The sequence below is a fragment of the Halalkalibacter wakoensis JCM 9140 genome, from assembly GCF_000513095.1.
Classification (GTDB): domain Bacteria; phylum Bacillota; class Bacilli; order Bacillales; family Bacillaceae_D; genus Halalkalibacter; species Halalkalibacter wakoensis.
Window position 1 is genome coordinate 1 of sequence record NZ_BAUT01000094.1, and the last position, 13,881, is coordinate 13,881.

Below are 13,881 nucleotides of genomic sequence, written 5' to 3' on the forward strand. Positions count from 1 at the left end.
AAAAAAGAAAAAGAAAGAAGCTACCTCCAGTTGGGAAGTATATAAAAGGACTGTTTTCTGTGTTTAAACATGAAGGCAGGTGGTTGTTTACGGCTTACTTAGCAGGTGCAACTTGTTTGTTTACTCTTTTTGGTATTTTATTTTATTTATCTGATACGTTAGAGACACAATATAACATTGATGGAGTACTAAAAGGTTCGATTTTAGCCATTCCTTTACTGTTTATGATGACAACCTCATTAACGACAGGTAGTAAAATTGGAAAAGACCTAAAAAGAATGAAAAAAGTGATCATCATCGGTTTTTTGCTTATGACGATTTCCTTTGCTACCCTTGTCTTTTTTACGAGACTTGTTCCATTTATTGCGATATTAGCCATTTCTAGTATCGGGACAGGACTTGTCTTACCTTGTTTAAATAGTCTCATTACAGGGTCCGTCGGAGCAGCTCGTAGAGGATTCGTGACATCCCTTTATGGATCGGTTCGCTTTTTAGGAGTTGCTGCGGGTCCCCCTATTTTTGAAGCATTAATGAATTGGACGAGAACAGGGATGTTTTTAACAACGGCAGGGTTAACGTTGGTTGTTGGACTGTTATGTATGTTGCTAATTCATGTGAAAAACCAGAAGAAATCCAATGATGATAGTGAAACAAACACATTATTTAAAAAACTACAGCTTACGACAGAATAATATCTAGGAGGAACTGACTTTGCAAATTTATTTCTCTCCCGAATTTTTAAAGGAAGATGCACAAGTATTAAATGTTGTTACGGATGCAAACAAGCCTGTGGGATATATGGCTTTTTTAATGGAAGAAGAGAAAAAGAAAATGTATGTTTATGGCCAGTTAGAAGAAGAAGGAGTTTATGAAGACTTTAAGGATTTAGTAACTCCATACTTAGATGGATTAAAAAAATTAAAACCGGAACTTGAAGTGTATTCCTATTTATCTGTTGGTGGGAAAAAAGTGGAGCTTGGCGGAGAAAGCAAAAAAGAAGAATAAGGAAACGTAGTGTACACTCACTGTTTCTGAATTAGGTGAATATCATATCCTAGCTTGAAAAAGGGGGCTAGGATATGGAGTTTTTTTGGCAAGTATTCGAATTGCATCATGTACTTGTCTTGTTTATCGGATTATTACTTGGCATTGTGATAGGTGCCTTACCAGGGCTGACCCCGACGATGGGTGTAGCATTGATGATTCCGTTTACATTTTCACTCGGCCCAACGGATGCTTATCTTGTTAGGTGGCATTTATTGTGGGAGTGTATTTGGCGGGTCCATACCAGCTATCTTGTTCAATGTCCCGGGGGCGCCGGCAAATGTAGCTACGACATTTGATGGGTATCCGATGACCAAACAAGGAAAGTCACGGAAGGCATTGGAGTTAGCGACAATCTCTTCCGTTGTTGGTGGCTTGTTTGGGATGTTTCTACTTCTCTTTTTTGCACCCGTTTTTGCTGAGTTTTCATTGAGATTCGGTCCAACGGAAAGTTTTTGGATTGCGCTTTTTGGGATAACGGTCATTGCTGCCATCTCGGATGGATCCGCTACAAAAAATTTAATTGGCGGTGGTCTTGGGATTGTCTTATCTTGTATTGGGATTAGTACCATTACAGGGACGGCTCGTTTTACGTTTGGATTGGATAGTTTGGTCGGGGGATTGCATATGGTAGCTGTTTTAATAGGGTTATTTGCTTTTCCTCAAGCGTTGCGATTAATAGAAAGTTTTCGAGAGTCACATACAAATCGCCAAACCAAATATACACCTTCTAAATCGACGATACGTGAATCCTTTTCAGATGTATTAAAAAAACCTAAATCCGTTACATTGGGTAGTGGCTTAGGTGCGTTTATTGGGATGATACCAGGAGCAGGAGGGAACATCGCAAGTTTATTAGCGTATAACGAAGCTAAACGTTTCTCAAAGAAGAAGGATCAGTTCGGCAAAGGGGAAAAGAAAGGGATCATTGCATCAGAAAGTGCGAACAATGCTATGGTGGGAGGTTCCCTCATTCCTTTGCTGACACTTGGAATACCAGGATCACCAACAGCAGCTATTTTTCTAGGTGGCTTATTGATTCATGGAATATGGCCAGGGAATAATTTATTTGTTGATCATGCAGATGTCGCATATACCTTTTTATATAGCATGATTGCCGCTCAAGTTCTACTGCTTTTCTTAGGGTTAGCGCTTATCAAGTATATGACGAAATTAACCAATATTCCTGCTTATTTTATGGCACCAGTCATTTTGTCGTTTTCCATTATTGGGGCTTATACGACTCAAAACAATGTATTCGACATTTATACTGTTGTAATCGTCGGGCTAGTGATGTTTTGGTTGCAAAAATATGATTTCTCACCAGCACCAATTGCACTCGGTTTCATTTTAGGGCCCATTGCAGAACGAGGCTTAATGCAAGGTCTTCAAGTTGGAGGAGCGCAAGGCTCAGCGTTTACTTATTTTTTTACAGGTATGTGGAACGTTATCTATATAGCTTAGTTTTGCTTACGATTGTTCTAGCCATTAGACAAGGATATAAGCAAAGAAGACAAATCGTACCTAAAGTGAGGGAGAGGAAACTCTCATATAAAGGATTTATTTCGAAGCCGGCTCTTGCGTGGTTCGCTGTTTGTATGCTTTTATTATGTTCACTATATGGTCTTTATCAAATGCCATTTCAACAAAGCATCTTTCCACTTTTAACTGTTCTATTGCTTTTTGTCTTAGCCGTTATGGAATATGTTAAAACATCGTTGACCCAAGGAACCACGTTAAAAAAAGATAAGCGTTTTTCATTTTCATGGTTGCTCGTCTGCTTAATCATCCTTGTTTCCATTTTAAGTATGTTAACGAATGTAATAGGATTTTACATTCAAGTGCTAGCATTGATGCTCGTCATTCCATGCTTCTATTATTACGCTTGGAAACAAGAAGAAGAGAAGCTTACTCTGAAAAAGATCATCATCGTAGCCGTTACTTTTACGATTATTCTCTACACGGTGTTTTCTCTTATTTTGAATGTCCCAATTTAACCAGTAAAAAGGCCTTCTCTCTACCGTTCATGGGTAGAGAGTAAGGCCTTTTCGTTGTTGGTATCCTGCTATTCTGTTACTCCAATTGATTGAAGTAATTCCTCGTAAGTAGTCATTCTATTCTCCATGTCAGCTATGACTTCTTCGCGGTTCATCACGAGCATGTCTGCTCCAGCCTGCTCCATTTCCTTAAGAAATTCTTCATCTTCAAGAATATTCATGAACGCCGCTTCTAACTTTTCAATAATTTCAACCGGCGTATCTTTTCTTGCGGCAATACCGCGATCCGTGCTCATGATGACTTCAGGGTATCCTAATTCAGAAAATGTAGGAATATCTGGTGCAAAAGGGTGTCTTTCTTCTGTTGCAATCGCTAGCGGAATGACTTCATCGCCTAAACGATAAATATCGGAAAGGTTTCCTGCTACTACATCTGTATGACCACCAAGTACAGAAGCAATGGCATCAGCCGCCCCTTGGAACGGTACATCTTCTAGATCAATGTCTGCTGATTGCTCAAGTAACAATGTGGCTAAATGCTGCCCTACATACAGGCCTGCATTTCCGACGGTAATCGAGCCAGGAGCTTGTTCTGCTTTTGCGACAAGATCGTCTAACGTTGTAATCTCACTATCATGTTTCACAGCAAAAACAGTTGGATCTCCACCCCAGTTAACGAGTGGTTCAAATGTATCAACATCAAAGTTCGTTTGACCTACTAACGGCTGAGTTATAATATGAGGAAGGTTATACGCAGCTAATGTGTAGCCATCAGGATCGGTGTTGGCAAATGAGTTCCAACCCACTTGGCCACCTCCGCCTGGCTTGTTGACAATAACAAGTTCTTGACCAAGATGTTTATTGGCATATTTGGCAATGATTCGCGCTTGGGTATCAGTCGCAGCACCAGGTGAGAAAGCAACGACTAATTGAATGCTTTTGTCAGGGTACTCAGTGGTTGATGTAGCCTCATTTGAACAACTTGCTAACAGGAATACAGTTAAACATGCGAGCAACGCAAATGACCATTTTCTTATCATTTTTTACACATCCTTCAAAGTTTCTCTTACATAGAAGAATATGCCTAACAAAAGAATTTGGAATGTTGTCTCTACGTATTTTTGTGTCATTTCCTATGGCTTGTACGCTCTCTCTTTTTTCTAGCTGCTAGAAACGGTGAGGAAAATGGAAAAGATAAAATTGGTTTTAACTTGAAAACAAAATCGACCATTTTTGTAGAGAGCCATTGAGATAATAGTGCTTGCAAGACTATGGGCCATGCAATGATGGAGCCTGTAATAATAAAGACGGATCCATTAAGCAAAAAGAGAGGTTGACCAGGAGCAATATTTTTCATTTTAGCAATGATTAAGGCGAGTACGCCCATCCCGCCATTAGAAACGCCTTGACGTAGAAGAATACCAACCCCAAATCCTAAGATGATGGAGCCGATAATTAGATCAAACCACACGTTTGTATAAGGTCTGTACAGATCAAAGCTAAATAAATGAACGCTTAATGACGTAATGGTGATGCCATACATCGTCCCAATGGCACTTGCATTACCAAGCCAATAAATGGCAACAACTAACATCGAAAAATTAACGAGCCACAAAGCAAAGCTTAATGGCATGTTTAGCCAATAATTAAGCAAAACGGCAATTCCTCCAGCTCCACCAGATGGAATAGAGTGAGGGAAAAGAAAGATGGCCATTCCTAGGCCTTGAATCATTCCACCGCATGTGATGAGTATATAAGATCGAATTGAATGTACCATTTTATCTCCTATTTAAAAAAGGTATGAATCTTCTTGTCCATAGTTGATTGTATGGCGTATTTTTAGAAATATGTTAGCTAGTTCCATTTAGCAAATGATCGTTTATTTTTATTTTTTTAAAAGAAATTTGCAAAAAGCCCAAACGATTTCAGAAGTATGACATAGTATGACATTGTAAGTTAGAAAGAATTAAAAAAAGGAGATGATTTTCTCATGACACACGCAGCAACTCCAGCAGCAGGTTACGGTGGCGGCTTCGCGTTATTAGTAGTGCTTTTCATCTTATTAGTAATTATCGGAGCTAGCTGGGCAGGACACGGCTACGGCTACGGCTACTAATTCATAGGAATCAAAGAAGCTGACTCATTGATGGGTCAGCTTTTCTTGTTTAAAAATCTTTAGTCGTAAGATGAAACAAACGCTCATAGAATGTACAAGCGGTTAGGTTGTCCGATCTAGCTTTACTTTCAAATGGAGGATGGTTCTATGAGTGTGTTTTTAGGGTACATATTATTAGGGTTAAGTTTGGCAGCGCCAATTGGGCCAGTAAATGCAGCTCAATTAGACCGAGGAATTAAGAGCGGTTTTTTTCATGCCTGGCTCGTCGGTTTAGGAGCCACAGTTGCAGATGCCATTTACATGCTTCTAGTGTTTATTGGCGTCGTCCAATTTATTGAAGTACCAATCATTCAAACATTTCTTTGGATATTTGGCTTTTTCGTATTAGTCTATACGGGGATTGAAAGCATTTCTGGTGCAGGTCGGATTTCTGTAAGCTCTAAACGAAGAGGGAAAGATTCACATATGAAGTCTTTTATGTCGGGATTTTTCATGTCGTTGTTTAATCCATTAACGATCCTGTTTTGGTTAGGTATTTTTGGCTCGATCCTTGCCAAAACCGTAACAGAATATGGGACGAGTCAAGTGATTTTATATAGTGCCGCCATCTTTATCGGTATTACCGTTTGGGATATAACGATGGCAGCACTTGCTAGTACGTTACGAAAATTCTTGACAGATCGTTTGTTAACGGTTATTTCAATTGTTTCTGGATTTTCTCTTATTGGCTTTGGTGTTTATTTTGGAATACAAGCTTTCCTTATTCTAGTTTCGTAAATAAGGACGAATCTTCAGGAGGATGATCATTTTCGTTCTTTTTCCAGAAGTGTCGCATGATTAACGTTACGATTGCGACGATTACGATAAATGCAAGGCTAATATAAAAGCCAGGACGACTTGTTTGGTGAAAAACGGTACCGACAACAGCTAGGAGGACAAAGGCAAAGCCAAGAAATTGTTTTACTTTGTCCTTCGTTGTTAAGTCTAATAACCGGCCATATGAACCTAAGATGAAAATCCAGTTGTATAAAAGCATGATTCCTGCAGCGGTTGTTACGTATTCATAAAGGCGACCAGGAATCATAATGGCTAATACAATGGAAACAAGCATCCCGGCAGCTGTTAACCCAATTGCGGGTAAGGCAATATTTTTCTTTTTCCCTACTCTTTTTGAAAAGAGAGGAGGAGCATCGTTATCTTCGGCAAGAGTTACTAGAATCCGTATAACGGCAAATAACGAAGCAACCATCGTTGAAAAGCCTGCGATAATAAAGACGGCATTAAAAAAATGGTTTACGTATGGAATGTTATACGCTCTAAGTGCAGTCACAAAAGGACTTTGTTCCGTATTAAAGTTATTCCAAGCAACCATAAGTAAAGCAAGCCCAACAGATAAGATATAAATGATGGCTAAAACGGTTAGCATCACTTTTCCTGATTTTGGTGCCTCTTTCATGTTCTTTAGGCGAATGGCAATTAACCCCATGATTTCAATTCCTGCAAACCCGTAAAACCCAAATATAAAAGCAGGCAATAAACCTGTTAGACCATTTGGAAGCCAGGAATCATAGGTTCTTGGGAACGCAACGGTTTCTCCTCCTTGACCAAAAACACCTACTAAAGCTAATATCGCAATCACGATAAACATCACGATCGCCGCAACTTTTAAAACAGCTAATAGATTTTCTACGCGATCAAAACTCTTCGTTCCAACTAAAATGACTAAAATTCCAAGAGCCGCATACACACAAGCGAATATCCATAATGGTACATTTGGAAACCAAAATCTTGTAAAAATAGACAGTGCGGTCATTTGACTACCCATTATAAGCATTTCAGAAAGCCAATACACCCAACCACTGCTAAATCCGGCCCAGCGACCATAAGCATTTTTCGCATAGGAGCGAAATGAGCCTTTCTGTGGATCAGCCATGGTCATTTTTGCCAATGCTTCATAAACAAAATAGGTTCCCACAGCGGCTAGGGCAAAAGCAAATAAAACAGATGGACCAGCCATGTCAATGGCAATACTTGAACCAAGAAAAAACCCAGTCCCGATTGTACCTGCTATTCCTAGCAAAGATAATTCCCACCATCTCAACGGCTTTTCGGCTTGTTCACCAGCTTTTGTCTTCAACTTGTATCACTCCTCATTTCCTTGTTATTGTTCGAAGAAACGTCGAGCTTTATGTAATAAACAAACAAAATAGCTAGATGAATTCTGATGTCAGAGTAGTTGGTTTTTTCATGAAATAAAGGTATGATGATGGAAAAAAGTCAGGAGTAGGATTAAGGTATGGATACTGTTACGCATACTTTGTTTGGTTTAACAACGTATGGAGCTGTAAATAAAGAGGAGATGGACCGGAATACGAAAAGAGCGCTACTCTTTTCAGCATTAGTTGGAAGTCAAATTCCCGACATCGATGTTATTGCAAATGTTACGGAAACGGGAAGAATCATGGAACAAATGTGGCATCGTGGTTTGACCCATTCATTTTTTATTGCTCCGTTATGGGCGTTGCTTATTTATTTTGTTGCTTATCTAATTTGGAAGAGAAAAGATCATATGATTTTCTTTTTGGCTTTAATAAATGTATTGATTCATAATACTTCAGATTCCCTTAATGCTTGGGGGACGGGGTTGTTTGAACCTTTCTCTCAGGTGAGGGTGACCTTTGGGGTGATTTCGATTGTTGACTTTGTGATATGGGCCATTATCCTTGCAGGTTATGTGATTAAACGTATGAAGAATTCATTCCCGTCATATCGAATTTGGCGTTTGGTCTGGGTTGCAATCGTACTTCACGTTACTGTGCAATCTGTACAAGGATTCGTGATTTATCAAGAGGCAAAGGAGCAATTTGAAGAAGTGGCTCTATCTGCTAGCTTTCTTCCTGGTCATTTCTCAGTTATAGGAAAAAATGAAGAGTTGGTTTCACTCGCTACGGCTACCGTATGGGGTGGTAGAAATGAGCAAGAGGTGATTGTTTCTGTGGAAGAGGCTAACTTAGAACCACTTTTTGAGGAAAATCCAAAAGCGGAAGTCTTAATGACATGGTCACCATTTGTCGTTGTTGTAGAAACAGATCAGAAGCTAGGGATTTATGACCCACGATTTTATCGAAATGGCTCTTCTTTTTTGTTTGAATATATTGAAAAACGGTGACAGGGGTTGTTTCAAAAGGTCATTTGGCCTTTTGGACAACCTCTTCGTTTATAAGTTCGTTGTTCTTATTCTGTTCCCGAGAATATCGAACAATTAAAGACATTAATTCGGCTTTCGATATAAAGTCCCCAAATTCTTGTGAATATTGATGTTGTAGTTTCTCAAGGTAGGTGAGTGACTTCTTGCTCAAACGAGAAAATTGTTTTTCTGTTAAATCCATCTGTAATCTCCTTTCTGTTGTAAACCTATATATTATATGCAGCCAATCGAAAAATATTTCTATGATAAAAGGAGGAATTTAAAAACAATCAAGTAACCATCCCAATAAGGATCAAACCTTGCAAAATCAGAAAAAAATCTGAATGATTCCATTTATTTTGTGAAGGAATCATTCAGATTTTTATATTGACGATAGGCTATTGTCCAATTGTAGTTTCACCTATTTTTAGCACATGCAAATGGTTAAAAGAGAGTTTTTGGCGGCTCCACTCTTGCTTAAGTCTTTCGAGTGCTTCGGGTCCAGTATCCATTGATAAACGATACGTTCCATAGTGCATCGGGACAAATGCACATGCTCCGACATCTTGGAAGGCTTGAACGGCTTCTTCAGGGTTCAAATGTTGAAGCCCAGACATCCATTCAGGCTCGTAATCCCCGATGGGCATAAACACAGTATCAATTGAAAAGCGAATCCCTATTTCCTTAAATCCATGAAAGTATCCTGTATCGCCTACGAAGTAAAATGTATGTTGACTCGATTCGATCACCCAGCCTCCCCAATGAACTCGATTTTTATCAAAAAGGGAACGTCTACTCCAATGTTGAGCAGGAACGAAGTGGATTGTGATGGAAGAGGTAGGAGCAAGGGAATCCCACCAATTTGCTTCTATGATATTTGTAAGTCCTTTTTGTTTACATAACTTTTTTAAGCCTACTGGTACATAAAAAGTGGGAGAGCCTTTTAGTTTTTTTAGGGATGAAAATTCTAAATGATCAAAATGAGCATGAGAAATCAAAACGATATCCATTTCTGGTAAATCAAAGAGGTTTATTCCTGGAGGGACTAATCGCTTCTCGGTCCCCATTCGGTTGGAGAATACAGGATCTGTTAAAATGTTTAAACCGTTTAATTGGATGAGAAAGGTTGAATGACCAATCCACGTATATGTCAACTGAGAACGATTCTGCTGTAAAAAAGGAAGATCCTGTTCTGTCGCAATAGAAATTTTGCTCGATAAATCTTTACCGTTGTTTCGAATGAGAAAGTAACGAATCAACTTTCTAAGATTGATTTTGTTTTTGTCAATATCGTCTAAGTTTTGATATTTCATGAAACCTCCTTGAACGTAAAAAAAGGAGGCCACTGAAAGAGGTGAAACCAACCTTTTTCAGTGACTCTAATTTAAGTAGGAATGGCTCCGCACGTTGCGCACTTTGTATGAGAAACCCACTCATTTTACAAAGATTGCAACGTCTTCGCACATTCCGCCGAGGCAAAAAAAAGGGCAGCCTTTTCTTAATGGTTGTCTCCTTCTCTTAATACTGGAAGCGTACAGCAGCGGAATGATCCGCCGGACTTGATGATCTCGGTTATATCAACTTCAATAACTTCAAACCCTCTTGCACGTAACTGCTCGTTAACATTTGTATTAACGGGTAAACTGAAGATCTTTTTGTTTCCAATGGAAAGAACATTCGTTCCAAGCGTAAATTGTTCTTCTTCTGTGACCTCAATTAAATCAAAACGAGAGCTAAGAAGATCAATTTCTTTTTGCTTTAGGGCACCTGGATAGTATAGGGCTTCATTCGGAGAAACAATGTTAAATACGCAATCTAAGTGTAGATATTTCTCTGTAAATGGCACAGCTACCACCTCATAATGAGGCAAGATGCTTCTTAAATGATCAATGGCGTTTTGGTTTGTACGATTGCTTAATCCAACGTATAGTGTTTCACCGTCGACAATCACGTCTCCACCTTCAATCATATCGCCAATTAAATTAAAGTAAGACATTCGCTCTTGTTTAATCCAACCACGTAAAACTTCTTCTTCGCCTTGTCTAATTTTGTGAGCCATTTCGGCCACGAATAAAATATGTCCAAATGTAAACCCGATATCACGTGTGAAAACTTGTTCAGGAAACATTTTTAATGCAGGTAGCAAGACAACATCTACACCATGCTCTTCTAGCGTTTTGACAAATTTCTTATGCTGTGCCATGGCAAGTTCAATGTGAATTCCCTCGTCTTTAAATTTCTTTTGTGTTTCATTAATCACATCACGAATTGTCATGTATTCCGGCTTACATAGGACAACTTGTTTTAAAACGTCATACTCACTTCTTGCGAATGGCTTGCGTTGTTGTTTAGAGAAAATAGACATATATAGTCCTCCAATTATCGTCAATAGTAATCAAGCTATAGTTTATCCAAAGCTGGGTAAAACATGAGAAATTAAACCGTGTTCGGATGTTTTAAAACAACTAATTTCGATTATAATGATGAAATGAAGCAATTTTTACATAAGCAAAGGAGGGAGCCTGTGGAAGCACTCAGTCATTTTAGCGAAACCGAACACACATGGATATTCCTCATTGGAGTTGTAATTGTTGTATTTTTAGCAATGTCGCTGTTAAAAACATTGTTTAAATTTGCTATTGTTTTTCTTGTCATTAGTATTGCCGCTACTCTTTTATTTAATATGTCACCAAATCAATTGGTTGACAGTGGACGAGAGTCTTTAAAAATGGGGACTGAGTTTGTTCAAGATAAGATGATTTCTCTTCTTTCGGAAGGGTATTTAACCGAGTTGTTTGAATCTGACTTTCTGACAGATTTTATAGAGGACTTTGAAGACGAGAGTGACACGATTGCTGATTTGCTGGAGCAAGAAAAGAAATAAAGAAAGAGCTGTTCCGAAAGGGTAAAAGAACCTTTTTGGGGCAGCCTTTTTCATTTACCGTTCTCCTTTCTTATAGTATATTGGTGCTTAGCACTAGATAAGGAGAAACGTATTTATGAAATTAGTATCATGGAATGTTAATGGAATTAGAGCATGCGTCGCAAAAGGGTTTGTAGACTTTTTTGAAGAAGTGAAAGCAGATATTTTTTGTATACAAGAAACAAAATGCCAAGAAAATCAAATTCAATTAGAATTAAAAGGCTATGAACAATATTGGAATTGTGCCGAAAGAAAAGGGTATTCGGGGACTGCCATTTTCACAAAAATCAAGCCGCTCTCTGTCCAATTTGGGTTAGGTGAAGAGTTTGAAGAAAAAGAGGGGAGAGTCATTACATTGGAATATGACTCTTTTTACTTAGTAAATGTGTATACACCTAATTCAAAACGGGACCTTTCGCGTCTTGATTACCGTTTGATGTGGGAGGATGAGATGCGTAATTATTTGCTGCAATTAGATCGTAAAAAGCCGGTTGTCGTTTGTGGCGATTTAAACGTTGCCCATAACGAGATCGACTTAAAAAATCCTAAATCAAACAAAAAAAACTCTGGTTTCACAATTGAAGAAAGAGAAAAGATGTCTACTTTGCTTCAAGCCGGGTTTGTTGACTCCTTTCGGTATTTGCACCCGACTATAGAAGGTGCGTATACATGGTGGTCGTATATGAATAAAGTGCGGGAACGTAACATTGGATGGAGAATTGATTATTTTCTCGTTTCCTTTCATCTTAAACAAGAGATTCAAGTAGCTTCCATTCATAAAGATGTTCTAGGGAGTGACCACTGTCCAGTTGAGTTGCAGTTATCTATATAAGAAAACGTCAGAACGGATATTTCAGTTCTGACGTTTTATTTATTATACATTCGTTTTTGATAAAACAAATTCCTCAATTACTTTCGCTACACCATCATTCATATTGGTATCTGTTACATGATCTGCAATAGCTTTTATGTCATCAGGCGCATTGCCCATTGCTACACCTAAACCTGCAAAACGAATCATCGCTTCATCATTATAACTATCTCCCATTGCAATCACTTCTTCTTGTTTGATGCCTAGTGTCTCAATTAAGGATTGCAAGCTAGAGCCTTTTGTTACTCCTGGTTCAAGAAATTCAAGGAAATAAGGCTTTGAGCGCATAATACTTAATGCTCCAGCAAATTCCTCTTTCAAGATTTTTTCTACTTTTACTAACTTTTCTGGGTCTTCACACATTAATACTTTTACAACAGGCTCTTGAACCGTTTCAATAAAAGGAGCGACTTTAACGGGTAACCCTGTTATATTTCCTTCGATCGTCGTGTATTCATTCTCTGTTTCTGTAATAATTTCATCCCCGATATATGTATGGATAAACACATTCTCTCGTTTGCTTAATTCATACAAGCGGTGTGCTACATCTGGATTAAGAGCGCTGCTAAACTGGACTTCTTTCGTTTCGTAGTCAATAATATTTGCTCCGTTATACGAAAGAATAAAACTGCCATATTCATGTAATTTTAACTGCTCAGCAACGGGATTCATCCCATAAGTAGGACGTCCTGATGCAAGGACTACTTTAACTCCTTGCTGTTGAGCTTCCATTAAAGCGGTAATTGTACGCTCTGACATCGAATGGTCATCACGAAGTAGGGTGTCATCTAAATCCAGTACGATCATTTTATAAGTCATTGATTCTTTCCTTTCTTTAAAAAAGACTTTAGTATAACTATAAAGGAAAAGTAGAATAGAGACTAGTCCAATTTGTCAGTTGAGTTATTAGGCTGTTTTTTCTCTATTCTATACTTGTTAGTCTATGATAACATGAAGGGTATATAAAGAAGGTATTAAGCCTTGAAGATAGTACTTAGTTAAGGGGGGCTGGATATTTTGTTGACTGGAACAGTTTTCTCTTTAAACAAAGGGAAGACAAGAAGCATGGGTGATGATCATGACGTGTTATCTGCGATTTTTAAACACTCAATTGGGGAAGAGCCCATATGGCTTTCTTCCTCTAATCTTGAAGGGGATGAACAAGCAGACTTAGTCAATCATGGTGGCGTAGACAAAGCAGTTTGTGTTTATCCATATGAGCATTATACATATTGGCAGGAGCGTTTAGATCTTTCATTGCCGGTTGGGGCATTTGGTGAAAACATCACCATGATCGGTGTGAAAGAGGCTGACGCACATATTGGTGACACGTGGAAGTGGGGAGGAGCTATCGTTCAAATAAGTCAGCCGAGAAGGCCGTGTTTTAAAGTAGCAAAACGTCATGGGATAAAGAAATTTCCTCTCTATATTCAAGAGACAGGCTATTCAGGTTATTATTTACGAGTTTTGCAAGAAGGAGAGGTTTCGGTTAACGATCCGCTCGTTCTTATAGAAAGAAAATCAGATATAAGTGTTGAATTTGTTAATCAAGTAACATACAGTCGAAATAAAAATCTAGATGCAATTGAGAAATTGAAGCAATTAACCGAGCTATCAGACGCTTGGAAAGAATCTTTATAGCTTTATTTTCAGCCTTACTTTTTTGTTTTTAATGGGCTTGGTACGTTTCTCATGTTCGTTCCATTGCGCTGCAGCCACTCGCACCAGCAAGGAGGTGTCGAG

At 38.6% G+C, this 13,881-nt stretch carries 16 protein-coding genes and 1 pseudogene; 10 read left to right on the plus strand and 7 right to left on the minus strand.

Annotation, left to right across the window (positions count from 1 at the left end; genetic code table 11):
* The 4 genes and pseudogenes from JCM9140_RS20030 to JCM9140_RS20045 form a co-directional block, all read left to right on the plus strand.
* Positions 1 to 692, plus strand: a 692-nt coding sequence (locus JCM9140_RS20030; protein WP_034750802.1) for an MFS transporter, incomplete at its 5' end; no start/stop codon positions are given.
* A gap of 19 nt (positions 693 to 711) precedes the next feature.
* On the plus strand, positions 712 to 1,005 hold the full coding sequence (locus JCM9140_RS20035) for a hypothetical protein (protein ID WP_034750805.1): 294 nt from the start codon (positions 712 to 714) through the stop codon (positions 1,003 to 1,005).
* 74 nt (positions 1,006 to 1,079) lie between these two features.
* Positions 1,080 to 2,508 (plus strand): annotated as a pseudogene (locus tag JCM9140_RS20040) (tripartite tricarboxylate transporter permease).
* Positions 2,484 to 3,041, plus strand: coding sequence for a tripartite tricarboxylate transporter TctB family protein (locus JCM9140_RS20045; protein WP_156314940.1), 558 nt, complete (start codon positions 2,484 to 2,486; stop codon positions 3,039 to 3,041). The pseudogene JCM9140_RS20040 and the gene JCM9140_RS20045 overlap by 25 nt, the downstream one beginning before the upstream one ends.
* A gap of 68 nt (positions 3,042 to 3,109) precedes the next feature.
* Here JCM9140_RS20045 and JCM9140_RS20050 read toward each other — a convergent pair whose 3' ends face one another.
* Entirely contained in the window at positions 3,110 to 4,081 is a 972-nt protein-coding gene (locus JCM9140_RS20050) for a tripartite tricarboxylate transporter substrate binding protein (protein WP_052002425.1), read from the minus strand.
* An 86-nt stretch (positions 4,082 to 4,167) separates the two neighbouring features.
* Positions 4,168 to 4,818 carry a YitT family protein gene (locus JCM9140_RS20055; protein ID WP_034750811.1) on the minus strand — a complete coding sequence of 217 codons (651 nt, stop codon included), beginning with the start codon at positions 4,816 to 4,818 and terminating at the stop codon, positions 4,168 to 4,170.
* 213 nt (positions 4,819 to 5,031) lie between these two features.
* Between JCM9140_RS20055 and JCM9140_RS23375 the strand changes: the two genes are divergently transcribed.
* On the plus strand, positions 5,032 to 5,157 hold the full coding sequence (locus JCM9140_RS23375) for a YjcZ family sporulation protein (protein WP_081727798.1): 126 nt from the start codon (positions 5,032 to 5,034) through the stop codon (positions 5,155 to 5,157).
* A 147-nt stretch (positions 5,158 to 5,304) separates the two neighbouring features.
* Positions 5,305 to 5,934 (plus strand): LysE family transporter, encoded by a 630-nt coding sequence (locus JCM9140_RS20060; protein WP_034750814.1) that lies wholly within the window; start codon positions 5,305 to 5,307, stop codon positions 5,932 to 5,934.
* Here JCM9140_RS20060 and JCM9140_RS20065 read toward each other — a convergent pair.
* Positions 5,918 to 7,294 carry an amino acid permease gene (locus JCM9140_RS20065; RefSeq protein ID WP_034750817.1) on the minus strand — a complete coding sequence of 459 codons (1,377 nt, stop codon included), beginning with the start codon at positions 7,292 to 7,294 and terminating at the stop codon, positions 5,918 to 5,920. The genes JCM9140_RS20060 and JCM9140_RS20065 overlap by 17 nt on opposite strands.
* A gap of 159 nt (positions 7,295 to 7,453) precedes the next feature.
* On the opposite strand from JCM9140_RS20065, the gene JCM9140_RS20070 reads away from it, so the two are divergent.
* A complete protein-coding gene (locus tag JCM9140_RS20070) occupies positions 7,454 to 8,326 on the plus strand; it encodes a metal-dependent hydrolase (RefSeq protein ID WP_034750820.1) in 873 nt (290 codons plus the stop codon).
* Positions 8,327 to 8,345: 19 nt separating this feature from the next.
* Here JCM9140_RS20070 and JCM9140_RS20075 read toward each other — a convergent pair whose 3' ends face one another.
* From JCM9140_RS20075 to JCM9140_RS20085, 3 genes are all read right to left on the minus strand, one after another.
* Entirely contained in the window at positions 8,346 to 8,546 is a 201-nt protein-coding gene (locus JCM9140_RS20075; RefSeq protein ID WP_034750823.1) for a hypothetical protein, read from the minus strand.
* A gap of 196 nt (positions 8,547 to 8,742) precedes the next feature.
* Entirely contained in the window at positions 8,743 to 9,657 is a 915-nt protein-coding gene (locus JCM9140_RS20080; RefSeq protein WP_034750825.1) for an MBL fold metallo-hydrolase, read from the minus strand.
* A 185-nt stretch (positions 9,658 to 9,842) separates the two neighbouring features.
* Complete coding sequence (locus JCM9140_RS20085; protein WP_034750826.1) at positions 9,843 to 10,709, minus strand: dimethylarginine dimethylaminohydrolase family protein; 867 nt, start codon at positions 10,707 to 10,709, stop codon at positions 9,843 to 9,845.
* 159 nt (positions 10,710 to 10,868) lie between these two features.
* On the opposite strand from JCM9140_RS20085, the gene JCM9140_RS20090 reads away from it, so the two are divergent.
* A complete protein-coding gene (locus JCM9140_RS20090; protein ID WP_034750831.1) occupies positions 10,869 to 11,228 on the plus strand; it encodes a hypothetical protein in 360 nt (119 codons plus the stop codon).
* A 115-nt stretch (positions 11,229 to 11,343) separates the two neighbouring features.
* A complete protein-coding gene (locus JCM9140_RS20095) occupies positions 11,344 to 12,099 on the plus strand; it encodes an exodeoxyribonuclease III (RefSeq protein ID WP_034750834.1) in 756 nt (251 codons plus the stop codon).
* A 42-nt stretch (positions 12,100 to 12,141) separates the two neighbouring features.
* Here JCM9140_RS20095 and JCM9140_RS20100 read toward each other — a convergent pair whose 3' ends face one another.
* Positions 12,142 to 12,957, minus strand: a complete 816-nt coding sequence (locus JCM9140_RS20100; RefSeq protein WP_034750838.1) for a Cof-type HAD-IIB family hydrolase — start codon at positions 12,955 to 12,957, stop codon at positions 12,142 to 12,144.
* Positions 12,958 to 13,155: 198 nt separating this feature from the next.
* Here JCM9140_RS20100 and JCM9140_RS20105 point away from each other — a divergent pair, with 198 nt between their 5' ends.
* A complete protein-coding gene (locus JCM9140_RS20105) occupies positions 13,156 to 13,779 on the plus strand; it encodes an MOSC domain-containing protein (RefSeq protein WP_034750840.1) in 624 nt (207 codons plus the stop codon).
* Positions 13,780 to 13,881: the final 102 nt, after the last annotated feature.